We start from the raw sequence: 21636 nt of genomic DNA on the forward strand, positions 1-21636 counted from the left end.
GTGCAGAAAACGAAGGATGCTATTATTAAAGAACTCAAAACGGGGACGACTCCCGAGAAAATAGCGTTGTCCTTAGCGTTAGGGGCGGGGATCGGCGTGTTTCCTTTGATCGGAACGACTATGGCACTTTGTGCTTTATTGGGGTTTCTCCTGAGGCTCAACCCGGTTTCCGTTCAGATTGCAAATTATCTAATGTACCCTTTCCAAGTACTTTTCTTGATTCCGTTTCTTGAATTGGGAGCGCGAATTTCCGGCAAGGAGCTGGATTTAGGTTGGGCTTATAGATTCGTTGACGGAGACGCTTCTCAACTCTGGGAGGGTCTATCGAATTCCGCGATCTACGCGGTAGTCGGTTGGGGTTCCATAGTTCCTCTACTCGCTATCATTTCGTACTTTATACTTTTGCCGATCGTAAAAAAAATCAATCAGCTTGTTCGTAAAGATTCCGCGAAAAGTTGAACGAACAGGAGAATTTTGTGTACGAAAATGCTTTATTCTTAATATTCACTGCCTGGGCGGTAGTGTTCGCTCTAATGAGCTTTCTTTGGCTGATAGGTAAGGTAATTCGCAATTATTCGATCGTAGATATGGGTTGGGGACTTTGTATTTCTACCGCCGCAATTATCTATTTTGTACTTGGAGACGGATATCCTGTTCGCAAGGCCATTTTTGCGTTTATGGCTACAGTATGGGGCTGGAGACTTTCTTATTTTATATTAGTGACTCGCGTTCTTACCGGCCATGAGGATCCGAGATATTCCGCTTTCCGAACGGAGTACGGAGAGAAGGTCGATCGGAAATTTTTTACTAACGTTTTTCAATTTCAAGGAGCCCTAGGGACGGCTCTCAGTCTTCCGTTCATATTTCCCGCCTTGAACGCTTCTACGGCAATTCATCCTTTGGAAATTTTCGGCTTAGTTTTTTTTGCGATCAGCGTATTAGGAGAATCGATCTCGGATTCTCAATTGGCCGACTTCAAGCTGAATCCTTTAAACCGAGGGAAGGTTTGCGACGTCGGACTTTGGAGGTATAGCAGGCATCCCAATTATTTCTTCGAATGGTCGGTTTGGGTATCTTTCGGGTTAGTTTCCTTGGCTTCTCCTTGGGGATGGATCGGTTTATTATCTCCTATCGTTATGTTCCTATTGCTGACTCAAATTACCGGCATTCCGTTAAACGAAGAGGGACAATTAAAATCGAAGGGTCAGGCATACCGGGAGTACCGGGAAAGGACCAGCTCTTTCTTCCCTTGGTTTCCTAAGAAATAAAAGAGAATTTGCGGGGTCCGACTCATCTTATCCGGGAACTCCTATAATCGTTCGGCCATCATTATATGAAGAAGGAATTAGCGAATGAACTTTCTATATAATTTATTGGAGCAGGACGTATTTCCTGACCGGTTGATTCGGTTTCGAATTCGCCGGCTTTTGCGATTACGATTACGCCGGGAGAATCGAGGGACTTTCGAAAAGAACCAAGAACATCTAATGGAATATATCCGTGCCCTTAAAGCTTCTCCGATAGCGGTTCATACGAAAGCTGCTAACGAACAACATTACGAAGTTCCCGCCGATTTTTTCAAGTTAATCTTGGGAAAGCATATGAAATACAGCTCGGGATATTGGGCCTCCCCCGCAGTGGGAATCGACGAATCGGAGCGGACGATGCTTCAGTTGACCTGTGATCGAGCTAATTTATCGGACGGAATGAGCGTCTTGGATTTAGGTTGCGGATGGGGATCGCTTTCTTTGTACATTGCCGAGAAATATCCGGGATGCAGAGTCATGGGGGTTTCCAATTCCAAAAGCCAAAAGGTCTTCATCGACGGAGAAGCCAAGAAGAGAGGATTGAGGAACCTTACGATTCTGACTATGGACATGAACGTATTTAAGACTTCCGTAAAGTTCGATCGCATTCTATCCGTTGAAATGCTGGAACATATGAGAAATTACGAAGTCTTGTTCGAGAGATTGGCGGGATTTCTGAAACCTAAAGGATTATTCTTCGTGCATATATTCACTCATAAGGACTATGCATATCCGTTCGAGGTGGTGGATGACACCGATTGGATGGCGAAATATTTCTTTACGGGGGGTCAAATGCCGTCTCATAATCTGCTTTTGCATTTCCAAAAGGATTTCTTGATAGAGGATCAATGGGTCGTTAACGGAACTCATTACGGGCTTACTTCGGAAGCCTGGTTGTCCAATATGTATTTGCATCGAAACGAGATACTCCGCATTTTAGGCGATACCTACGGCTCCGATCAAGCCGTTAAGTGGTTCGTTTACTGGAAAGTATTCTTTATGGCCTGTGCGGAATTATGGAAATATCGAGGAGGCGAGGAATGGATCGTCTCCCATTATTTGTTTAAGAAAGCTTAATTTTCTAACTCGCTTCGCCGACGTCCGTTCCCGATTGCCGTTATGCTTTCATGCCCGTGTATAGGAAGAAAATCAAATCCTTCGTTATCTTTCTCGCTTTACGTAATTCCACCGAGCGAAACATGACTTGCTTTCCCGATAAAAGTACTGCGATTCCATGCACCATGGTCCACGCGGCGATGGCGGATTTTTCGACGCTGTCCGTTTTGATGAGCCCGGCAGCTTCGCAGGCTTGGATGATCTCTACGATGATCCGAAAAGATTCATCCTCCATCTTGACTAGTGATTCGTATTTCAAATGACTTTCGATCTGATTCCCGTACATGATTCTAAACAAATCTTGGTGTTCCAGGGCGAATTCAACGTAGGACACCCCTGCTTCCCTAAAAAGTAAAAGCGGATTTGTCCGGTATTTCGACTGAATTTTTCGCTGACGTTCGGACAATAATTTAAAACCTTCTTCCGCGATATCGGCGTAAAGGGATTCGAGATCGCTATAATGCCTATAAGGAGCGGATTGACTGACTCCGGCAAGCATGGCGGCTTTTCGTAGGCTGAGTGCCTTATAGCCTTCTTCCTTTAAAATACGGATCGAAGCATCCAAAAGAGCCCGTTTCAGATCGCCGTGATGATAGGAATTTTTGTCGGGGGCGTTTTTCATGTTGACATCTATCACATTGTTGACGAGTATTACATTTGTTCCCGAATGTAATCACCGTTAACATTCAGGAAGGAGAGGGTTTTGTCAATGGAAATCGAAAATTCGGAAAACCGATACGACGTTATTTTTATAGGCTCCGGAATGGGAAGTCTGACGGCAGCGAGTCTTTTGACCCAGTTCGCCGGCAAGAAAGTGCTCATTTTGGAAAAGCATTTTCAACCGGGAGGGTTCACCCATGAATTCCAAAGAAAGCAGGGAAAATTCCATTGGGACGTAGGAATTCATTATGTGGGGGATATGCACGAAGAGGGCCTGTGCAGAAAGCTTTCGGATAAGATTACCAAAAAAGGGGTTCGCTGGAAGCGGATGCCTGATCCCTTCGAGAGATTAGTCTTTCCATCTAGAACGTTCGATATTTACGGTGATCCTGCAAGATTTAAAGACGACTTGATTCTACAGTTTCCGGAAGAGCAGGAGGCGATCGAGCGTTATCTGAAAGATATCAAGAAAATCACCGCCTTATTCGGTAAATCGATGATGCTACGATTATCTCCCCCGTCACTGGAAGCCTTCTCCGATTTACTGGGAGATCCGACGATCACCACATTGAAAGAGTATTTTGACGCGAATTTCAAAAACGAAGAGTTAAAGGGAATTTTGGCCGCTCAGTGGGGAGACCATGGGTTGCCTCCTTCGAAGGTCGCGTTTGCCATGCACGCTTCGTTAGTACAACATTATATAAACGGCGGATACTACCCGGTCGGAGGTGCAGGAAAAATTTTCGATTCGATCGAGCCTATCGTTAAGGCGGGCGGTGGAGACGTTTTGTCCTCCGTGGAAGTTCGGGAAGTTCTGATTCGGGACGGTAAGGCGATCGGGGTCAAGACCAAGGCTCTGAGGGGGGAAGGACTTGAGAGGGATTTTTTTGCGCCGGTGGTGATTTCCTGCGCCGGAGCGTACCCGACTTATACGAAATTGATTCCCGAATCGGTTCCGATTTCGTTTCGGGAAAAACTGAAAGATTTTTACGATCGGGAAAAGATGACGACGAGTCTTTGTTTGTATTTAGGACTTTCCGATAGTCCTGCCAAGTTGGGGTTTAAAGGGGAGAACTACTGGATTTTTTCATCCCATGATCACGATAAGAATTTCTCCGAAAGGAACGACTGGATCAATAGGTCGGGAGAAATTCCGAATTTGTATGTTTCCTTTCCGAGTTTGAAAAACCCGGAAGCGAAAAGCCATACCGCCGACGTGATTACATTCACCGATTACGAAAATTTCGTGGAATGGAAATCGCTTCCTTGGAAGAAGAGAGGAGAGGATTATAAGGTTCTAAAGGAAAAAATTACGAGTCGGATCTTATCCACGATAGAGTCCAGATTTCCGGGTTTCTCAAAGCTAGTGGAATTTTCAGAGTTATCCACTCCTATCACGAACGAGCATTTCACGTCTCATCCTGACGGCGCGATCTACGGACTCGCCTGCGTCGCGGAAAGATATGATAAGGAAAAATGTCCTTGGTTCGACGTTCGAACTCCCATCTCAGGCCTTTTTCTCACGGGAGCGGACGCGGGATCTCCGGGCATTGCAGGCGCGATGATGGCCGGGCTCGCAGCGGCGACTGCAGTCGTAGGGAGCAGCGCTCTATTAAAAGAACTTCGTAACTAAGGAAAGAATGTCCGACGCGATTTCGAGTCGGGCATTCTAATAGTTCAATTTTAGGATGCGAATTTCTTTCTCTTCGAATCGAAGAGTTTCCTTGATTTGTTGGAATCGTTCGGCCGAGAAAGGGGAGTCCGGGTTTTTAAGCTCGGCCTTCAATTTTACGATTTCATCATATAGATCGGTGAGTTCGATGACGTTTCCTTTCGCTTCCTTTGAATACAGACCTCGAAACATTTGTCCGATGCGGGAAGGAATATCCGAATTGACGATCTCGGCAACACTCACATCGTCGATATGGCGAAACATCCAAGTTTGTAAATAGATCGCCAAGAGTCGCTCCATGCGAAGAACATCTTCTTTGGTGTTTCTCGGGACAATGCCTTTAAAGAATCGATATCGTTTGCGTAAATATTTTCCTGCATTTAAAACATCGACGGATTCGACTTTGATCTTGTCCCATTCTTCCTTGATGATAGGAAAATATTCGGAACCGAAATACGGCTCACCGATTTCGCATATATGAACGGCTCCGGGATCGAAGCATTTCATCCTTAATCGAAAACTGTCCCAGTCTCCCGAAACCAAATTTACGGGGCCTTGAGATTGTAAGGGTTCTAACGCTTGATTAATTTCACGAATGAAATTGCTTTTCAGTTGGTCCGACGGATCGGCTAATAGAAAAAAATTAAAATCGGATATGAGGGTTCCGTCGCCTCTTTGTCTCGATCCGTAGAAGATCAGTTCAAACGGCTTAAGCGAAGATACGCTTGAGAGATTTTCCTTAATTCTTTCCATGTCCTTTTCTCATTCGAAAAACAACCGCATTCTAGAAAGATTCTCTAAAATCGCTTTGTAAGCCTTGTCCCTCGCTTCCGCATCTCCGAAGGGTAGGGACTTAATATGGTTAAAGTCGTGATAGGTAATCTCTATCGAGTTACCGGCCACGTTTTTTTTAATGGAGGAAATAAAGTCCAAATTGATGACTTCGGTATCCCCTAATTTTAACCACATTTTCCTTCGAATCCCGGGGCAAAACCCCTTGCACGGATAGGGTAGTTGCCGGAACGGATTCGGTCAAGAAAATACGAATTAGCGACCGTGTAGAAGCTGTATCGTAAGCCCTCCTACGGTCCGCAGGTCTGTGCCGTAACGGGATGGCAACGGATCGGATTCAAGGCGGGAAAAGCCTCATTTCAGAATAGTAAGAGTCGGAAAATCGTTTTTAGCATAGGAAATTTGTAGGAACTTCGACGGATTTCCGTGTCGAAGTTCCTACAAACTAGACCAAACCTTTGAGTAACGGTATCTTGGTCCAAATTATGACAAAAACAAACCTAGATTAAAAGGCTCGAATTCCCCGACTTACAAAACCATGGAATTCCTTGCCTAGCTCCAGGGTGCTCAGGCCCTTTTTATTTTCGACCTCGGTTTCAAAGACGATGATGAAATTCCCTCTTTGCCATTCCCAGCGTACATAACAGAGTTCCGGAGAGGATTTATGAAAACAACCCGAGAAAACGGTGGACCGAGTGTCTTCCTTCATGGGGAAATACTGGAACTGGCGCCCGTTCATTTTTGCCTGCTCCGATTCGGGAACCAGCTGACGAAAATCATTCGCATTATCTTCCGTGTACGAGGATGCGCGGAATCGATCAAAGCTGGAATTTACGTCGGCTACCTTGCAGTCGTAATAAAGTCCTCGAGCAAACAAACGTCCCGAGTCCAACAAAACGGCATTCCCCTGGGTGGCATAAACGATATCGTAGTTCAAGCGAAGCATCGAGGGATTTTCGACGACGGAAGCTTTCCCCTCGGTCATAGCGGTTTTACAATCGGAGCAGAATAAGAGAAGCGCGACAAAACTAATAACCGATCTCATACAGGTCTCCTCGGTAATTTCTAAACACGTACGAGGAAGATTTTGTTTCTTCCAGATAGTCCGTAGGCAGCGGAACTTTTCCGCCGCCGCCCGTAAGGTCGACTACATATAAAGGGATGCAGAGGCCGCTGATTCTTCCTCGGATAGACTTCATCAGTTCTACTCCTCGAGAGATAGGTACTCGAAAATGAGAGGAACCGTACACCTCGTCGCAATGATGCAGATAATAAGGTTTGATTCCGGCGGCCGTCAGTCCATAAAATAAATCGGTAAGCGTTTCGACCGAATCGTTAATTCCTTTCAGGAGAACCGCTTGGTTTAGAACTAGGACCGCACCCTCCTTAATCAAACGTCCGACTCTTTCTATCGCAGTCGGAGTAAGTTCCTTAGGATGATTAAAATGAGTGACTAGGAAAACCGGAAAATGTTTGCGTAGGACCGAACAAAGTTCTTCCGTGATTCGCATAGGTAAGGTCACCGGATAGCGGGTGTGAATTCTAATTTGGTTGATATGCGAAATCGATTTTAATTCACCCAGTAGATAATCGAGTTTAGCGTCGGAGAGATTTAGCGGATCTCCGCCGGAAAGAATGACTTCTCTAATTTCGGTATGCGCTCGGAAGTAATTCAGAGCTTCCTTCCAGTCCTCTAAGCTCGGAGTTTCTGTTGAACGAGATACTTTTCTTTTTCGAGTACAAAAACGACAATAAACGGCGCATACATGGGAAAGATACCAGAGTGCCCGATCCGGATACCGATGCGTGACTCCTCGCACCGGCATATGTGATTCTTCCGCGAGAGGATCGATTCGATCCCAAATTCGCGGAGTTAGTTCTTCTTTTCGAGGAAGGATTTGTAGACGGATCGGGCAGAGCGGATCGGATGGATCCGCAAGCTTCAAGTAATACGGAGTTGCGGAAAAGGAAAAAAGTTCGCTGCAATCCCGCAGCGATTCTTTTTCCGGGTCGGTAAGCTCTAAATATTCGCTTAACCCGTCCTCATCCTTGATCCGATGTTGGATTTGCCATTTCCAGTCCCACCAATTCGTTTTGTCGGTGAGAGAAGGCTGATTGCTTACGGAGTAAGATCCCAGATTTTTGCTCCTCCGTTCTTGTATTGGCGAGGAGCCGAGGGCGTCAACTGAAGTATCCAAACAAAAAAATCGGAAACCAAGAGGTTTCCGATAGAGGTTTTTTATTTATAGAAACCTCAGGGAGATGTACTCATCAATTTAGGTTGGAGACTTAGGAGAAGGATGAGCGGGTTCCCGCTTTCTATGTATAACAACGGAGTTTTTGCCCGAAACCGTTGAGAATTTCTCCCGGGAACAACCTCCCAGAGGACTTACAGAACTGACTGTTCGATTCAGGCCGGGGGAGGAAGAAAAAGATAATGATAGGATAGAGTATGGCGAATGAGAATCGGCTCATGGATACGAGAACCGTAATCCGAATGATGGTCGGCTCCGTATAGAAATTGGGAACGTGTTCCGAAAATCAGCCCCTTATCATCTTCTCCGGAAGAAAGATAGGTATGACGCTGAGAAACTATTTCCGTATATTCCCGGACTTTGATTTTTTTCTGTAATACACGAACCTTTCCCCCTGTAGAATCCTGTCCCAAAATATCGGAGACAAAGATCACGGAGAGAAACGTAGCCAGAAATAAAATGCCGAATCGTTTCATACGCCTTTAGCAAGTATAGACGGTGAAAAAAAGCTTAGGCAACCTTTTTCCGGCAAAAAAAAATTGAAAAATGAAAGTTAGGGCAAAAAAGAGAAAATTCATTCTTCTTTCTATCGACTTTCTACTATGTTCGGGTTAGTGCAGTCGCCGATTTTCATACTCGGAATTTTTTCAATGCCACAGACTATGAAAACGAAGTCGTTTTTATGTTTCCTTTTTCGTTATTTGTGCGCTGCCAATTGTCAGGAATCCCGATCGCGTTTTTTATCCGTCCTGTCGAATCGTTTAGGATCGCATTTCGTCATTCAATTTTAACGACGGAGACAAGCATTCGAAAATAATCGACGGCTTCCTACTATCGTTTCCGAATAGATCCGAGATCGATCAAACTCTCTCGACGTATATCAACTAGAGAGGACCCGAGTGCGTGCGATGAAGACGAACTAGGAAAATTTTTCGGATTTTGCGATCGGTCAATATTTTTCAACGCTGGAGCTTTTTAGCCTGCAGCCGAAACATCGTTCGATTTTACCCCGGCAAGTATTAGATGTACAGGAATGAATTTCGGCCTGGTTCGTCGCGATCGGAGGTGTTCTTTTTCCTTGACACCCCGCCTTCCGGCTCCGATATAGAAGGAGCGCAATCCTTTTTTTAGGTCGTTTATGAACTTAGGCATTACCGAAGTTAAGAAGGGCATGGTCCTTAAAGTAGAGGGCGAACTCTACACAGTTATCAAGAGCGAATTCGTCAATCCCGGCAAGGGATCCGCTTTTATCCGTACAAAGTTGAAAAATTTGGTCCGCAATAGTTCCATCGAGAGGACGTTCAAGGCTGCGGAGAAATTGGAATCCGTAGAACTCGAAAAACGGCAGATGACTATCTGCTATTCCGAGGGAGATGATATAATCTTTATGGATACGAACGATTTCGAGCAAATCCCGGTCTCAAAAGAGTATCTAGAAGACATTCTTCCGTACTTAAAGGAAGAAACTCCGATGGAAGTTTCCTTTTACGAAGGGAAACCGATAGGTGTAATTCCTCCGAACTTCGCTATTTTACAGGTCACCTATGCGGAAGAAGGTCTCAAAGGGGACACCTCCGGCACGGCGTTAAAGCGAGTTACCGTGGAAACCGGCGGTGAAATTAATGTTCCGATTTTTGTAAAGCAAGGCGACGTTGTTAAGATAGATCTTCGCGACTTATCTTACGTGGAAAGAGTCAATAAATAAGTAGAAGATTCTTCTTTTATACGGCATACTTGGATTCCGATATCGGTAAAAATAAAAAACCGGATTCGGATCTTCCCCGACGGTCGGGTTCGTTTTTGGTCGGGAGCTTTTTTAGGGAAAAGTACGACACCCAAGGAGAATGAGTTATGGCGACTATCGTTCAGAAGCCCGGGTTACCGGAAATCAAAGACAATTCGGAAGTAAAATCCTTCCTGAAAAAACGAGGAATCGAATACGATCATTGGCATGTGCCCGCGTCTTCCGACAACTTAACCGATAAGGAAGTTCTTTCCGACGATGAAAAGGAAACTCTTCTTAAAAACCTAGATAATCGCTTTGAAACGTTAAAGGAAGAAGAAGGATATCAATCCAGAGATTTAATCGTGCTTCATCCGCAGGTGCCCGGCTTATCCGAGATGCTTGCTAAGTTCGATAAGGTTCATTATCATACTGATGCCGAAGTCCGTTACATCGTGGACGGTTCCGGGATATTCGGATTTTCCCTGAACGGGGAAAAGTTTCTCGTAAAGGTTGAAAAGAACGATTTCATTTCCGTACCGAAAAATACGAACCATTGGTTTACTCTCGACGAAAAGAAAAGAATCAAAGCGGTTCGCTATTTCCAGGATATGAGCGGTTGGGTTCCTAATTATGTGGAAGAAACCACGGTTCTTGTCTGACAAGAATGTCCGTTAAAAAAGAACTCTCCCGACTCGCCAAGTCGGGAGTTCTGTACCATTCGAAGGGTTGGATGCCCGGAACAGCCGGGAATCTTTCCCTTCGCGATTTGAAGAAGCCCGATGTTTTTTGGGTGAGCGGAAGCGGGTTGGATAAAAACCTTCTGAGCAAAAAGGATTTCTTACCCGTCGATATCGAAACGGGAAAAGTGATCGAAGGATGGAAAGGGCGGGAAGGATTGAAGCCTTCGGCGGAAACTTCCATCCACCGGGCCGTTTATAAGGCTTTTCCGGAAATCGGATGTTCCTTGCATGTGCATACTCCCGAGTCCAATCTAATTCGATCGGGAGTCACCGAAGAATCTCCTGTGCGGGAATGGAATTTACCTTCTTTAGAAATTATTAAAGCGTTCGGAATTTGGGATGAAAGCCCTCAGGTCTTTGCTCCCGTCATTTATAATTTTCCTGTGGTACAGGAAATATCGGACGCTCTTCAAACCTACCTGGAAGAAAAGAAGCCTAGGGTTCCGTTCTGTATCATTGAAAATCACGGCATCACGGTTTGGGGAAAGGATCTTACCCGAGCGAATCGACATTTGGAAGCCGTCGATTTTATACTGAAAGTCCAAGCACTTTCTAGATGACCTAAAATGTCCAAGAAGATATTGGTTGCAGGAGCGGGAACGGGAATCGGACGCTCTCTATTAGAAAAACTGCATGCTCTTCCCGATGTGGAAGCGATCGGAATTTCCCGTCGAGGGGTTCCCGTCGTCCAATCCTTAAAGGCAGGCGTCAATTATGCCTGCGATCTCGCCGATGTAAAAAGCCTTTCGAATTTTTGTCATACTTTGAGACTGCATTGGAACCGTTTGGATGCGCTGTACTTCACTTTCGGAGATGGACTATTTCGATCCGTCGAAACCGTATCCTTGGAGGATTGGGAAAAACATTTGGCTCTCAATTTAACGGCTCCGTACTTGCTGACCAAGGAGTTGTCCTCCCTTTTCGGCAAAGGCTCTCTACTTTGCTATTTGTCTTCCACTGCCGGTCGCCAAGGATTTCCTCAATCCTCCGCATACTGCGCATCTAAGCACGGGATTGCGGGTTTTGCCAAGGCAATTCGAGAAGAGTGGAAGACCAGGGAAATCCGCGTCAGCATAGTCTACGCGGGAGCTATCGATACGCCTGTTTGGGACGGTAGAGACGAATTCGATCGCAGGGACATGATTCCGGTCGAGGACGCGGCGGATTTTCTGGCGAATCTTTCGTTTCAGCCGATGACATTCAATTTGGATGAGATCGTTTTTTTGCCACCCAAGGGAATATTATGATATTTTAATACATTTCCCGGATTTCAGGATTTTTCAAAGGGCAGCGATACGTGGAAGACCGTTTTGCCCGGGTTCGATTCGAACCAAATTTTACCCTGGTGTTTTTCGACGATCCGTTTGGCGATATCCAAGCCCAGCCCCGATCCTTCCCCCAGGGCCTTTGTGGTAAAGAAGACCTCGAACACTCTATCCTTGGTTTCGGTCGGAATTCCGGGACCGTTATCTTCGATCGATACCAAAACCTCGTCTCCATCCACATGCGCTCGAATGGATAATTTCCCCTTATAGTTCATGGCTTGAACCGAGTTCATAATCAGATTCGTCCAAAGATGCATCAAATCGTCGGGAAAACCTAGAAAGGAAGGAACATCTTTTAGATCCGTGGAAACTTCGACCCCATGTTTGAATAGATTCTGATAGAGAGTCAACACCGTATCCACGTTATCCTTTAAAGAAAAAATCCGTTTGCGCTGGGAAGACTCGAAATGGGCGAAGCTTCGGAGAGCATAAACGATTTTGGAAGAACGTTCCACGGCCGTTCGAATTGTAGCCACGCTTTGCTCGGGTCCCAATAAATTCAAAAAGAAAGGAAGCAGATCCCTGGTTTTCGCTTCGGTCACTAACGGAAGAAATTTTTTCCAATCGGAAATGATTCCGTGATCCACAAGCAATTCGGCTGTTTCATCCGGTAGTAAGACGTTGCAGGTATTCATTTCTTCCTTCAATTGTGCAAGCACTCTCCTTCGTTCCAATCCGATCGTCATTTCTTTGGAATCGATTCCTCGCCGGATAAGCTCCTCGAAAAGATTCCATTCCTTGTCGGTGAGCTTCGTCAACTTGTTCAACTCGGTTCGGATCCCGCTTCTAATTTTACCTAGATGTGAAAGAATATTATGCCCGGCCGCATGGATGGCTCCGATCGGATTATTGATTTCGTGAGCGATTCCGGCTGCAAGTTGTCCCAGGTCGGCCAGCTTGGAAGTTTGAATGAGTTGTGATTGAGTTCGTTTTAAGTTCAGAAGGGCTTCTTCGAGTTCCTTCTTTTGCAGCTCGATGATCGCGTTCTTATCGGAAATTTCTTCGTTCGCTCGCTGGAGAGTGTGAATTCGGCCTTCCGCCTCCTCTAAGCCGGTTACGTCCGCACCGGTCGAAATAACATAAAGCAATTTCCCTTCTCGGTCCCGCACTTCTTTATGTTCCCAAACGGTGTACCTTGACTTTCCGTCTTGGCGTTTGAGATGAATATTGGTCCGGCTGGGAAACCGTTTAGGACCGAACCTCTTGTTAAATATTCTAAAAACCCGATTCTTATCGTCCGGAAAAAGAACCACTTCCCAAAACGATTTTCCTTCCAATTGCGGGAGATCATATCCGGTCACTTCCTGACAGGCTTTATTGACCAAAATTAATCGTCCTTCTCCGTCTAGGACCAGAAAAAGTATTTTAGTGGAATCTAAAATACTTTGCAGAATATCGCGTCTTTCGGAAATCTTCTTTTCTTCCAGGACGCGCTCCGTAATCTCCCGTAGCGTAACGATTCGAACAATGGAATCGAATTCTCCGAGCGGTTTGATCGATACGTCATAGTATCCGATCGAAATTAAACCAGGACGCTTCCATTCGGTCGTAGTTCGTCGACGCATCGCGCAATCATCGAGTGTCTCGACTAGATCCGGAAGAAATCGGGAGAGTTTGGTATCTCCGCGAAGCCGAGGAGTTCCGATCAGATTTAGAGCGGCTTGGTTGCAATCTATAATATAACTTTCGCGATTTAGAACAAAAACCGCATCTTGAATCCATTCGAAGACTTGGTTTCTGGCCAGGGGAATCAAATCCAAAATCCGAAAGTAAAAAAGACCGTAGACGCAGATTAAGCAAGAGAAACTAGCGACTAACGGGAAGATGTCGAGCTTAGGATGAACGAAAGGAACGAATTTTGCCACCGTCATGATTTGCCCGATAAATGGAATGCTCAGAGCGATTAGGAAAACGAGGCTCCGGATTCGGTGAAATCCTCTTTGAAAGATCGTGCCCGCAAGAAGGACAAGCAGACAAAGAGCGAATATGACCAAGAAATTATAGACGTAGACGTTCATCCAAGGCCCATATTCGTAAACTAAGGCTCTCCAAGGTGCGGTATCATCAAAGTAAAAAGAAGATCGAATCCATTCGGGTTTTCCGAACCAAACGATCGTTTCTACGGAGATAGGAAGGGCTGCAAAGAGAAGTACGGTAATCGGTTTGATGAATCTATCCAAATTCACGACTCTCATGCAAAGAAACGGTAGAGCCGTAACGATGATATCCGGCCCTAGGAATTGAAAGTTATCCCAAAATAGGATATTATCGGATCTGATGCAAACCATTTCCCAAAAATAACCGAAACTATAGAGGAGCATTCCGAATGAAACGCCGGTAAATTCTCTCGAACCGGGGGTATTCCGATTTCGAATAGAGAGGTATAAGGTTAGGAAGGAGAGTATAAAACTGAGAACGGGCAGTAATGCATAGGGCGTCCAACGAAACCATTCAAACATTTGATTTCCGACATCCATGCGTATTTTATCAAGACCCTTGCGGCGGAGATTCTATCCAAAAAGAATTTCCGGATAATCTAGGATTTACGATACAAATTTTTGGGAAGGATGGATTTCAAAATGAATTTCTTAAATGTTCGATTCTTAAGAATTCATCGTTTTTCGAAATAGCTGTAAAACAGTCATTCCCCCCGACATATTAGCGAAAGCGGAAAAGCCCCCCATCATTGCCCCGCTTAATCCGGGAGAGGCTGCGTCCGCCCCCGTTAATGTCAAATTTTCGACGGGAGTTTTTGGGGAAAACCAAGGGGATTTAGCCTCTCTAAATCGATCGGGCACGCAGGGCAGACCGTAGATGGTTCCTTTTCGATGTAAGGTAAAATGTTCCGTGGTTATCGGAGTGGAAAGTTCGGCATATTCCACCAGATTCTTAAATCCTTTGTATTTCTCTTCCACGTAATCCAGAAGGCGACGAATCAGCTCGGCTTTTTTGGCTTTGTAGATTTCGTTTCGTTCCTTCCAAGGTTGGTCTTTCCAAAGTTCGAAAGCTTTGTAATCGCAGAAGGCGATGATCTCGGCGGTGTGATCGTGAGCTTCCGGATCCTTTAAAGAAGGAAAGGATAGATAGACTCCCGGGATTTTCCCTCCTTCCGTCCATTTATATCCTTCCGAAAAATTCTTATCATGATCGTACGAAGAATAGATCCAATGATTTTCTCCTCTAAAGCCGAGTTTGCTCGGATCTTCCTTTAAACCTAAGTAGAGAGTCACATTTGCCGTCAACGGATACACTTTCGAGAAAGATTCCAGTTCTTGACGATAGGGGAGTTTCACCGAAATCGGTAAAAGATTTACGAAAGTATTATATGCTCCCGCGTCGGACACGATTTGAGGAGCGTAATACGTTTCTTCGATTTCCTTTCCTTCTTCCTCCGTTTTCCTTTTGTTCAGAACTCTGACTCCGATCGCCTTTCCTTTTACGACGAGTATCTCCTTCACTTCCCTGGATAACGCAATTTTGCCGCCGTGAGCCTTGAGAATATCTTGGACTGCCTGTGCGATCTGACCGGAGCCGCCTATCGGATAAAAGCCACCCTTTAGATAATGTGCGACAATAAGAGCGTGAATGGCAAAGGAGCTTATTTTGGGAGGGAGGCCGTAATCTCCCCATTGAGAGCAAAGGACCGCCTTGAGCTTTTGGTCTTGAAAGTTTTTATCCAAATATTCTCCTGTCGTCACCAAAGCTGAGGAAGAGCCGATCAGATCCAAAGCGGCACCGAAAGTGTCCAAAAAAGGAGGTAAGGCCTTGAGCATCATATGCCGTCCGTGCCAGGAGGCTACCTTTTTGATATCGTGAAAATATCGGCGGATCGCTTCTTTTTCTTCCGGAAAAGAGTCCATTAAATCTTTTTCATATACCTTCGGATCGTTCTTAACGCTAAAGGTAAAATCCGGATACACAAACTTCTCGAAAACATCCGGCATCGGCTGCCAGCGGACCTTACCTGCCGTGACTAAATCGAAAACCTTCCTGAGAGCTGAGTCCGGTTGCATATCGCCTACATAATGGATTCCGACATCCCAAAGAAATTTTCCTTCTCGCTTGAAAACGTGAGTGAAGCCTCCGGCTTTGAAATGTTGTTCCAAAAGCAGAACTTTCTTATTGGAAAACTGAGCTAGAAGAGACCCCGTGGTCAATGCTCCCATGCCGGAGCCGATGATAATAGCGTCGTATTCGCGATTTTCCATATATTCTTTCTTTGCTAGCCTAGGCGATAGAATCGGGCATCACAGAATTCAAACCGATTCTAAGAAAAATCCAATCTAAAAAAGGCGAAAAAATCGTTTGTGAAGCCTATGACTTACATCAATCGTCCGCGTTCATTTATCGAGGATATAGTAAGCCCGCATCTGGATAGGATTTATAGAGAGATTCTTGTAAGACTTTCGTATCGTAGCGTCTTAGGGCAAATCATGATTTTTGCAAGTAAACTCCTAAAGGAACGCCGCCGCTCTTTCTGTCTTTTAATTCGATTGAATTTAATTTTCGACTCCCTTCGGCCTCGGAAGCAAAAACTACTAACCAAGTTTCCCTTGTTGCGATCTGGAAATTACCGCAGGGAATTCTTCTCATGGCTCGCTCGAGAATTTGCCGGCCCATTTTAGATTCGCTTGTCCTCCCCCGTTAAAAGAATCCACTCATCTTACTTTTTATGAAAAGGAAGAATTTCGCCCGAAGAAATACGGCCATAACTCGAGTCGTATGACGAAATCTTGTAAGAGGTTCACCGAATACAGGACGAGAGAAATTTCCCACGTTATGTGATCTTTTTTGAGCTATTCCGACATATATTCGACAAATCTACTTGACCAAATTGCTCATTTACTATTTTTTTTGAGCCTTCGGGATCCAAGGGGCGAAGCCATGAAGATCGCGTCCTTTATAATATACTATACAAATTTTTAGTATTTTCTATTCATTGCCCATGACGCCAAAAGTCAAGATTCTTCTGGATTGGATTGATGGGAGGGCTTTTTTCAGAATTCGGATGCTTCAATTCGATTCTAGGATATTTGATTTTTTTAAAAAACTTCCGAATGCGAAATGGGTTCGAAATTCGAGAGAATGGTTGGTCCCTCGATCCGATGCACATTTATCCGAATTTCTTTTTTCTACCGGGAGATTTGTGGAGGCAGATCCTGATATCTTACTTCTCCCCTTGAAAACCGAACTGTTGAGGAGAAATTACAGTAGGAAAACCGAAAAGGCCTACTTTCTGTACAACCGAGCCTTTTTAAAAGCTTCAGGAAAGCATCCTTACTATGTGGAAGATTCTGATCTAATCGGATATTTGGATACTATTCATTATAGGCGCAGACTTTCCTCTGTCACGGTTCGTTCCATTCTACAGGCTTTGAAATTTTACTATAATTCGGTTCTCGGAAGGCAATTTCTTTTCTCTTATTCCATTCCGAAGCGCGAAAGGAAAATTCCGGAGGCTCTAACTAAGGATGAAGTCTTCAAGATCTTGAATATTCCGCTAAATGCTAAACATAGGCTTCTTTTATCCTTATGTTATGGAGCAGGTTTACGTGTAAGCGAGTTAGTTTCTATCCGGGGAATTGACATAAATTGGAAAAAGAATCAGATTCGAATACGGCAAGGAAAAGGAAAGAAGGATAGGTCTACGATTCTGCCTAAATTTTGTAAGGAAGAACTAAGAAAAAGCGTTAATCGCTCCGGAGAGAATTCTTGGGTGTTTCAAGGCCAATCGGGGAATTCACATCTTCATGTTAGAACTGCCGAACGTGTTTTCGAATCTTCGCGCGATAAGGCTCTTATCAAGAAGGATGTCTCAATTCATGATCTTCGGCATGCTTTTGCGATTCATTTGCTTGAATCGGGAACTTCCATAAAAATCATTCAGAAATTACTTGGGCATGTTTCGGTTCGTACTACCGAGATTTATGCCCGGATCATCGACCCTACGCTACTGATGGTTCAAAGTCCACTGGACGCTTTACATTCGGCAGAGATTTAGACCATAGTAATATACACACAAAGTAAAATCAAAACTTCACCTCCCATTTATGAAAGAAATCACCTAAATGGTATATTCAAATGGATTCGATGAGCTCTTTATAACTCGGGGATTTTGTCCGTAACGATATCTCTGAACACCAAGGCTAGTATTTAAAGCAATCTACGATACAATAATAGGAATGCGATTTATCCGACACGCCGGACATGTGCACCTTATACGAAGATTCGCCGGTGTCCTCCTTTGACGAAACAGCAGAAGGCGGCGCGGGGGTTGTATTTTTATCCAACGCTACAGAGATTTTGAGTTATACGAAATGGCTGGAAAATTGCTTCTGAATGAGAATTGACGAAATATATCAAATATGATATATTGACATTGTGAAGTTCAAAGTTCAGCTTTTAGAGCCTGCCGAAGATTTCTTACTAAAGTTGGAGAATAAATTGAAAGCGAAGGCATTTCGAACTATTGAGTTATTAGGAGAATTTGGCCCAGAACTTCGAGAACCTTTTTCTAAAAAGATTCAGGGCTATACGGGATTATTTGAATTAAGAATTAAACAAGGTTCCAATATATGTAGGTTATTTTACTTTTTTGAAAAAGGCAGGGTTGTTATAATAACTTCAGGCTTTGTAAAGAAAGATCAAAAGACTGATAAAGCTGAATTAACTAGAGCGTATAAATTGATGAAAACTTATATAGGAGATGAGCATGAAGCTTAAAACTAAAGACTTTAATTTGCTTTTAAATAAAGAGCTAAAGAATAAAGATTTTAAAAAAGAATACGATGCTTTTTCCAATGAATTCACTCTTGCTAAAGAAATTATTAAACTTCGCAAAAAGAGAAATTTAACTCAGAAAGACTTAGCGGAAAAAATAGGCACGTCTCAACCAGCAATTGCAAGAATTGAGTCTGGGAATTATAGGAATTTGTCTCTTTCTTTCATTAATCGTCTTGCTAAAGCATTGGATGCGGAGCCTGTTATTCATTTAAAGAGTAAAAGTGCTTAGCGTAACCAGCCACTTCGTAGAACTAAAAATTGTCGCGGCGCTACGGGATCGCTTCGCGACCCTTGCTTGGGCTTCGCCAAATTCCGCTTTGTCACTCGCCTTGCTGAGCAAGCCTCGCGCCAAGTCCTTCGGACTCGCGGAACTTCGACAATTATCTTTCGTTATCCGTAAATTGAGCCCCAAATTTTGTTTAATTCCAGGTCGGCCATCCTTGGCCGACTTTAAAGGACTAATTTCTATTTTCTTTCTACCAAGTAAATAATTGACATTACCAATTATACTTGGCATACTAGATTTATATGCCATTAAGCGGCAAAGAAATGCTGAAACTATATCAAAAGGACGGTTGGGAAATACTTAGGCAAAAGGGCAGCCACGTCATGGTTGGCAAAGGAATAGATCGAGAAACAATTCCAATGCACAAAGAATTAAAGAAGGGTCTTGAAGCTGCTCTACTAAAACATTTGCGAGAAAGCCAGGGGTAAAATAGATGCACTATCATTTTCGTATACATACAGATAAAACTGGCTACTGGGCAGAATGCATAGAATTAAAAGGATGTATGACTCAGGCAGAATCTAAAGAGGAATTAGAAGTCAATATTCATGAGGCATTAAATCTTTATTTGAACGATAATGAAGATTCAAAATCTATATTTCCTCTTCCGAAAAAGAAAGTATCTGGTAGAAATATAATTTTAGCCGCAGTGGACCCTAAAATAGCGTTTTCTCAAATCTTAAGAATGACAAGATTAAAGCGTGGTCTAAGTCAAAAGCAGGCAGCCTCGCTCATTGGAATGAAGAACTTATATAGTTATCAGCGGCTTGAGTCACCCAAGAGTGCCAATCCAGCCTTATCAACTATTGCAAGGATTAAGCAGGTTTTTCCTGAGTTAGAACTTGATCAGGTAGTTTAGGTACTAAGGAAAAACGCCATCTATGGCTTCACGCTAATTTGTTGGGGCTGAACTTTGCCTAACTAAAAATTGTCGCGGCGCTTCGGGATCGCTTCGCGACCCTTGCTTGGGCTTCGCCAAATTCCGCTTTGTCGCTCGTCTTGCAAAGCAAGCCTTGCGCCAAGTCCTTCGGACTCTAACCTAGTTACGCAAAAGTAGACTATTCATTCCAAATCAATCTTTGATTTCTTTGCGCGCACCTTGTCAACGGCACCTTTCGCGGGGCTGATAATTCTTCTAAGTTATCTCTGATGAAAAGAACTAATGTAGAATGAATAAAAGTTTTAGGAATATTCGAAAAGTAAACTTTCGCTTCTGCATTAATGCGAAAAGAAAAGACTCAAATTCTCTAAAAGTTCGGTTGATGCATTTTAGACATCATTCCATATTGGAAAACAGATATGATAAATAAAATTCCTTCTATTATGCTTTGTTTATTTATTCAATGTTCTTCTACCAAATTGTATTATGATAATACAAATTACGCGAGAGATGAATTATCTAAATATTCGGACTTCAATTGTATTTTCCCCGAAGGGAAGTTTACCGTTTTCACTACGAATTCAATTGAATCGGTAGATTCAGATTTTCCGAATTCCATAGTATTACAGATTGAGAATTTGTCCAAAGGTCAGGCTAAAATGGTTGGTAACATCGGCGTCGGGCCCGTGAAAGTTCTAAAAGATTCAGCCGGATTAACCTTTATTGAAATTATTCCCGCTGGGGGATATAGTTTCATAACAATTTTCGGAACAAAAAGAAAAGGCGAGAATTCCTTCCTAGCAATCTTTACGAAACACAATAGTACATACATCTTTCCGCAATCTAGCCAATTCTTTGGAAGTTGTGCCGGCTTATTAAAGTAAAAATCATTATACATCCGTTAGCTAGACAATTGCTTACGATAATGTACCTTTCTTCTCTTTATATATACAACATAATTCTAGGAGACATAATTACGATTATGGGAAGTAACATATGATTAGCAAACTGATGTTTATTAAAAATCGCCCTGTCAGAAACTTACCTAACTTCCACCCAGAAAAATAAATTGACACTGTAATCAATAATGATTACAGTTAAATCTTGATTTTCCAAGTTGAGCTATCTAAATCAGCAGCGAAGAAAGCTCGGCAAATGCCTAAGAGCGCAAGGCAAGATCTAATTTTGTTATTGGAAGAATTAGAAAAAGAAGGACCACTTCAGCCTGAGTGGCCTAACTACAGTAAATTAGGAAAGAATGAATACCATTGTCATCTTTCTTATAGCTGGGTCGCTTGTTGGAGAAATGAAAAGAATTCATTATTAATAGAGGTATATTATGCTGGCAGTCGTGAAAACGCCCCTTACTGAGGTTACGGTAAAAGGAGAAATATCTACTACCTTTTTGAAAGCACTCAAGAAGGAATTTGGTAAAAAACTTCTTATAGAAAAGTCGGAGGAATCGGTCCCCTGGAAGGATACTATATTTTTTAAGGAGAATAAGGAGTTTCTTCAACCAGGATCAAAATTGAAATACTATAGAAAGCAAGCCGGATTAAGTCTTTCTGAACTAGGCGAAAAATTGGGCGGTATTCCAAGACAAAATCTCTCAGCTATGGAGCTCGGAAAAAGGCCGATTTCAAGGGACTTAGCTAAGCAACTTTCGAAATTATTCAAAAAGCCTGTCGAGGTTTTTCTGTATGCTGAGTAATTCTACTTTTGATAGAAACTAATAAAGAAATCCAAATTTTCCCATACTGTAATTCAAGAAATTAAATCCGGGAGAAAATATAGCCCAACCTTTACAAGTCTTATTAAAGTTATTGAAGCCCTCAATGTAGAAATTGTTGTTAAGAAAAATTTTAAAGAACGATTTCGCGCCTCGCAAGTTGGCAGTGTAAAATCGATAGGAAGACCCTTCACTTCCTTGAATGCACCCTATGTCTCATTAGAATTCTAACTCTATTCTGCGGGACAATAGCTAGATTATCGGAAGTGATGTCCTATGTCGCCTCGTATAATAATCTGCGCTAAATGAATCTGGAAGAATACACGGTGGAGCAAAACTTAAGTCTCTAACGGAGTAAAAGACTT

23 protein-coding genes are annotated in these 21636 nt (G+C 43.4%); 14 read left to right on the plus strand and 9 right to left on the minus strand.

Annotated features, from left to right (window positions below):
* The 3 genes from LEP1GSC047_RS14245 (at position 1) to LEP1GSC047_RS14255 (ending at position 2384) form a co-directional block, all read left to right on the plus strand.
* Positions 1 to 459 (plus strand): DUF2062 domain-containing protein, encoded by a 459-nt coding sequence (locus LEP1GSC047_RS14245; RefSeq protein WP_238325591.1) that lies wholly within the window; start codon positions 1 to 3, stop codon positions 457 to 459.
* Between the two features lie 17 nt (positions 460 to 476).
* Positions 477 to 1268: a DUF1295 domain-containing protein gene (locus tag LEP1GSC047_RS14250; RefSeq protein WP_020988939.1), complete on the plus strand. Its 792-nt coding sequence runs from the start codon at positions 477 to 479 to the stop codon at positions 1266 to 1268.
* An 84-nt stretch (positions 1269 to 1352) separates the two neighbouring features.
* Positions 1353 to 2384 carry an SAM-dependent methyltransferase gene (locus LEP1GSC047_RS14255; RefSeq protein ID WP_010409436.1) on the plus strand — a complete coding sequence of 344 codons (1032 nt, stop codon included), beginning with the start codon at positions 1353 to 1355 and terminating at the stop codon, positions 2382 to 2384.
* 40 nt (positions 2385 to 2424) lie between these two features.
* Here the strand turns inward: LEP1GSC047_RS14255 and LEP1GSC047_RS14260 are convergent, their stop codons facing one another.
* Positions 2425 to 3045, minus strand: coding sequence for a TetR/AcrR family transcriptional regulator (locus LEP1GSC047_RS14260; protein ID WP_010409438.1), 621 nt, complete (start codon positions 3043 to 3045; stop codon positions 2425 to 2427).
* A gap of 87 nt (positions 3046 to 3132) precedes the next feature.
* Between LEP1GSC047_RS14260 and LEP1GSC047_RS14265 the strand changes: the two genes are divergently transcribed.
* On the plus strand, positions 3133 to 4716 hold the full coding sequence (locus LEP1GSC047_RS14265) for a phytoene desaturase family protein (protein ID WP_010409440.1): 1584 nt from the start codon (positions 3133 to 3135) through the stop codon (positions 4714 to 4716).
* Between the two features lie 36 nt (positions 4717 to 4752).
* On the opposite strand, the gene LEP1GSC047_RS14270 is transcribed toward LEP1GSC047_RS14265, so the two are convergent.
* The 5 genes from LEP1GSC047_RS14270 to LEP1GSC047_RS14290 all read right to left on the minus strand — a co-directional run bounded on the left by LEP1GSC047_RS14270 (position 4753) and on the right by LEP1GSC047_RS14290 (position 8278).
* Positions 4753 to 5508 carry a hypothetical protein gene (locus LEP1GSC047_RS14270; RefSeq protein ID WP_010409442.1) on the minus strand — a complete coding sequence of 252 codons (756 nt, stop codon included), beginning with the start codon at positions 5506 to 5508 and terminating at the stop codon, positions 4753 to 4755.
* 9 nt (positions 5509 to 5517) lie between these two features.
* Positions 5518 to 5724: a hypothetical protein gene (locus tag LEP1GSC047_RS14275; protein WP_010409445.1), complete on the minus strand. Its 207-nt coding sequence runs from the start codon at positions 5722 to 5724 to the stop codon at positions 5518 to 5520.
* Between the two features lie 328 nt (positions 5725 to 6052).
* A complete protein-coding gene (locus LEP1GSC047_RS14280; RefSeq protein WP_010409447.1) occupies positions 6053 to 6592 on the minus strand; it encodes a hypothetical protein in 540 nt (179 codons plus the stop codon).
* Positions 6576 to 7685, minus strand: coding sequence for a KamA family radical SAM protein (locus LEP1GSC047_RS14285; RefSeq protein WP_039935237.1), 1110 nt, complete (start codon positions 7683 to 7685; stop codon positions 6576 to 6578). Before LEP1GSC047_RS14285 ends, LEP1GSC047_RS14280 begins: the two co-directional genes overlap by 17 nt.
* A 272-nt stretch (positions 7686 to 7957) precedes the next feature.
* Positions 7958 to 8278, minus strand: coding sequence for a hypothetical protein (locus LEP1GSC047_RS14290; RefSeq protein WP_010409451.1), 321 nt, complete (start codon positions 8276 to 8278; stop codon positions 7958 to 7960).
* 662 nt (positions 8279 to 8940) lie between these two features.
* Between LEP1GSC047_RS14290 and efp the strand changes: the two genes are divergently transcribed.
* From efp to LEP1GSC047_RS14310, 4 genes are all read left to right on the plus strand, one after another.
* Complete coding sequence (gene efp / locus LEP1GSC047_RS14295) at positions 8941 to 9507, plus strand: elongation factor P (RefSeq protein WP_020988893.1); 567 nt, start codon at positions 8941 to 8943, stop codon at positions 9505 to 9507.
* Positions 9508 to 9653: 146 nt separating this feature from the next.
* Positions 9654 to 10187, plus strand: coding sequence for a 1,2-dihydroxy-3-keto-5-methylthiopentene dioxygenase (locus LEP1GSC047_RS14300; RefSeq protein WP_010409457.1), 534 nt, complete (start codon positions 9654 to 9656; stop codon positions 10185 to 10187).
* A gap of 5 nt (positions 10188 to 10192) precedes the next feature.
* Positions 10193 to 10828, plus strand: a complete 636-nt coding sequence (mtnB, locus tag LEP1GSC047_RS14305; protein WP_010409458.1) for a methylthioribulose 1-phosphate dehydratase — start codon at positions 10193 to 10195, stop codon at positions 10826 to 10828.
* Between the two features lie 6 nt (positions 10829 to 10834).
* Complete coding sequence (locus tag LEP1GSC047_RS14310) at positions 10835 to 11515, plus strand: SDR family NAD(P)-dependent oxidoreductase (protein ID WP_010409460.1); 681 nt, start codon at positions 10835 to 10837, stop codon at positions 11513 to 11515.
* Between the two features lie 23 nt (positions 11516 to 11538).
* Here LEP1GSC047_RS14310 and LEP1GSC047_RS22375 read toward each other — a convergent pair whose 3' ends face one another.
* The 3 genes from LEP1GSC047_RS22375 to LEP1GSC047_RS14325 all read right to left on the minus strand — a co-directional run bounded on the left by LEP1GSC047_RS22375 (position 11539) and on the right by LEP1GSC047_RS14325 (position 16213).
* A complete protein-coding gene (locus LEP1GSC047_RS22375) occupies positions 11539 to 14052 on the minus strand; it encodes a histidine kinase N-terminal 7TM domain-containing protein (protein ID WP_010409462.1) in 2514 nt (837 codons plus the stop codon).
* Positions 14053 to 14196: 144 nt separating this feature from the next.
* Entirely contained in the window at positions 14197 to 15801 is a 1605-nt protein-coding gene (locus LEP1GSC047_RS14320; RefSeq protein ID WP_010409464.1) for a phytoene desaturase family protein, read from the minus strand.
* A 223-nt stretch (positions 15802 to 16024) separates the two neighbouring features.
* Positions 16025 to 16213, minus strand: coding sequence for a hypothetical protein (locus LEP1GSC047_RS14325; RefSeq protein WP_010409466.1), 189 nt, complete (start codon positions 16211 to 16213; stop codon positions 16025 to 16027).
* A gap of 325 nt (positions 16214 to 16538) precedes the next feature.
* Here LEP1GSC047_RS14325 and LEP1GSC047_RS14330 point away from each other — a divergent pair, with 325 nt between their 5' ends.
* The 6 genes from LEP1GSC047_RS14330 (at position 16539) to LEP1GSC047_RS14360 (ending at position 21253) form a co-directional block, all read left to right on the plus strand.
* Positions 16539 to 17594 (plus strand): tyrosine-type recombinase/integrase, encoded by a 1056-nt coding sequence (locus LEP1GSC047_RS14330; protein WP_039935157.1) that lies wholly within the window; start codon positions 16539 to 16541, stop codon positions 17592 to 17594.
* Positions 17595 to 17974: 380 nt separating this feature from the next.
* A complete protein-coding gene (locus tag LEP1GSC047_RS14335; protein WP_010409470.1) occupies positions 17975 to 18316 on the plus strand; it encodes a type II toxin-antitoxin system RelE/ParE family toxin in 342 nt (113 codons plus the stop codon).
* Positions 18306 to 18605 (plus strand): helix-turn-helix domain-containing protein, encoded by a 300-nt coding sequence (locus tag LEP1GSC047_RS14340; RefSeq protein WP_010409472.1) that lies wholly within the window; start codon positions 18306 to 18308, stop codon positions 18603 to 18605. Before LEP1GSC047_RS14335 ends, LEP1GSC047_RS14340 begins: the two co-directional genes overlap by 11 nt.
* A gap of 320 nt (positions 18606 to 18925) precedes the next feature.
* Positions 18926 to 19090, plus strand: coding sequence for a type II toxin-antitoxin system HicA family toxin (locus LEP1GSC047_RS21355; protein WP_010409474.1), 165 nt, complete (start codon positions 18926 to 18928; stop codon positions 19088 to 19090).
* A 5-nt stretch (positions 19091 to 19095) separates the two neighbouring features.
* Positions 19096 to 19521, plus strand: coding sequence for a type II toxin-antitoxin system HicB family antitoxin (locus tag LEP1GSC047_RS14350; RefSeq protein ID WP_010409475.1), 426 nt, complete (start codon positions 19096 to 19098; stop codon positions 19519 to 19521).
* 1360 nt (positions 19522 to 20881) lie between these two features.
* Positions 20882 to 21253, plus strand: coding sequence for a helix-turn-helix transcriptional regulator (locus LEP1GSC047_RS14360; RefSeq protein ID WP_010409477.1), 372 nt, complete (start codon positions 20882 to 20884; stop codon positions 21251 to 21253).
* The last annotated feature ends 383 nt before the right edge of the window (positions 21254 to 21636 follow it).

This window comes from Leptospira inadai serovar Lyme str. 10 (assembly GCF_000243675.2).
Taxonomy (GTDB): Bacteria; Spirochaetota; Leptospiria; order Leptospirales; family Leptospiraceae; genus Leptospira_B; species Leptospira_B inadai.

What these genes read in the sequence shown, in the direction of transcription:
- LEP1GSC047_RS14255 (WP_010409436.1), top strand. Translation starts at nt 1,353, where the DNA reads ATGAACTTTCTATATAATTTATTGGAGCAGGACGTATTTCCTGACCGG.
- LEP1GSC047_RS14260 (WP_010409438.1), bottom strand. Translation starts at nt 3,045, where the DNA reads ATGAAAAACGCCCCCGACAAAAATTCCTATCATCACGGCGATCTGAAA.
- LEP1GSC047_RS14265 (WP_010409440.1), top strand. Translation starts at nt 3,133, where the DNA reads ATGGAAATCGAAAATTCGGAAAACCGATACGACGTTATTTTTATAGGC.
- LEP1GSC047_RS14270 (WP_010409442.1), bottom strand. Translation starts at nt 5,508, where the DNA reads ATGGAAAGAATTAAGGAAAATCTCTCAAGCGTATCTTCGCTTAAGCCG.
- LEP1GSC047_RS14275 (WP_010409445.1), bottom strand. Translation starts at nt 5,724, where the DNA reads ATGTGGTTAAAATTAGGGGATACCGAAGTCATCAATTTGGACTTTATT.
- LEP1GSC047_RS14280 (WP_010409447.1), bottom strand. Translation starts at nt 6,592, where the DNA reads ATGAGATCGGTTATTAGTTTTGTCGCGCTTCTCTTATTCTGCTCCGAT.
- LEP1GSC047_RS14290 (WP_010409451.1), bottom strand. Translation starts at nt 8,278, where the DNA reads ATGAAACGATTCGGCATTTTATTTCTGGCTACGTTTCTCTCCGTGATC.
- efp (WP_020988893.1), top strand. Translation starts at nt 8,941, where the DNA reads ATGAACTTAGGCATTACCGAAGTTAAGAAGGGCATGGTCCTTAAAGTA.
- LEP1GSC047_RS14300 (WP_010409457.1), top strand. Translation starts at nt 9,654, where the DNA reads ATGGCGACTATCGTTCAGAAGCCCGGGTTACCGGAAATCAAAGACAAT.
- mtnB (WP_010409458.1), top strand. Translation starts at nt 10,193, where the DNA reads ATGTCCGTTAAAAAAGAACTCTCCCGACTCGCCAAGTCGGGAGTTCTG.
- LEP1GSC047_RS14310 (WP_010409460.1), top strand. Translation starts at nt 10,835, where the DNA reads ATGTCCAAGAAGATATTGGTTGCAGGAGCGGGAACGGGAATCGGACGC.
- LEP1GSC047_RS22375 (WP_010409462.1), bottom strand. Translation starts at nt 14,052, where the DNA reads ATGTTTGAATGGTTTCGTTGGACGCCCTATGCATTACTGCCCGTTCTC.
- LEP1GSC047_RS14320 (WP_010409464.1), bottom strand. Translation starts at nt 15,801, where the DNA reads ATGGAAAATCGCGAATACGACGCTATTATCATCGGCTCCGGCATGGGA.
- LEP1GSC047_RS14325 (WP_010409466.1), bottom strand. Translation starts at nt 16,213, where the DNA reads ATGGGCCGGCAAATTCTCGAGCGAGCCATGAGAAGAATTCCCTGCGGT.
- LEP1GSC047_RS14330 (WP_039935157.1), top strand. Translation starts at nt 16,539, where the DNA reads ATGACGCCAAAAGTCAAGATTCTTCTGGATTGGATTGATGGGAGGGCT.
- LEP1GSC047_RS14340 (WP_010409472.1), top strand. Translation starts at nt 18,306, where the DNA reads ATGAAGCTTAAAACTAAAGACTTTAATTTGCTTTTAAATAAAGAGCTA.
- LEP1GSC047_RS21355 (WP_010409474.1), top strand. Translation starts at nt 18,926, where the DNA reads ATGCTGAAACTATATCAAAAGGACGGTTGGGAAATACTTAGGCAAAAG.
- LEP1GSC047_RS14350 (WP_010409475.1), top strand. Translation starts at nt 19,096, where the DNA reads ATGCACTATCATTTTCGTATACATACAGATAAAACTGGCTACTGGGCA.
- LEP1GSC047_RS14360 (WP_010409477.1), top strand. Translation starts at nt 20,882, where the DNA reads ATGCTGGCAGTCGTGAAAACGCCCCTTACTGAGGTTACGGTAAAAGGA.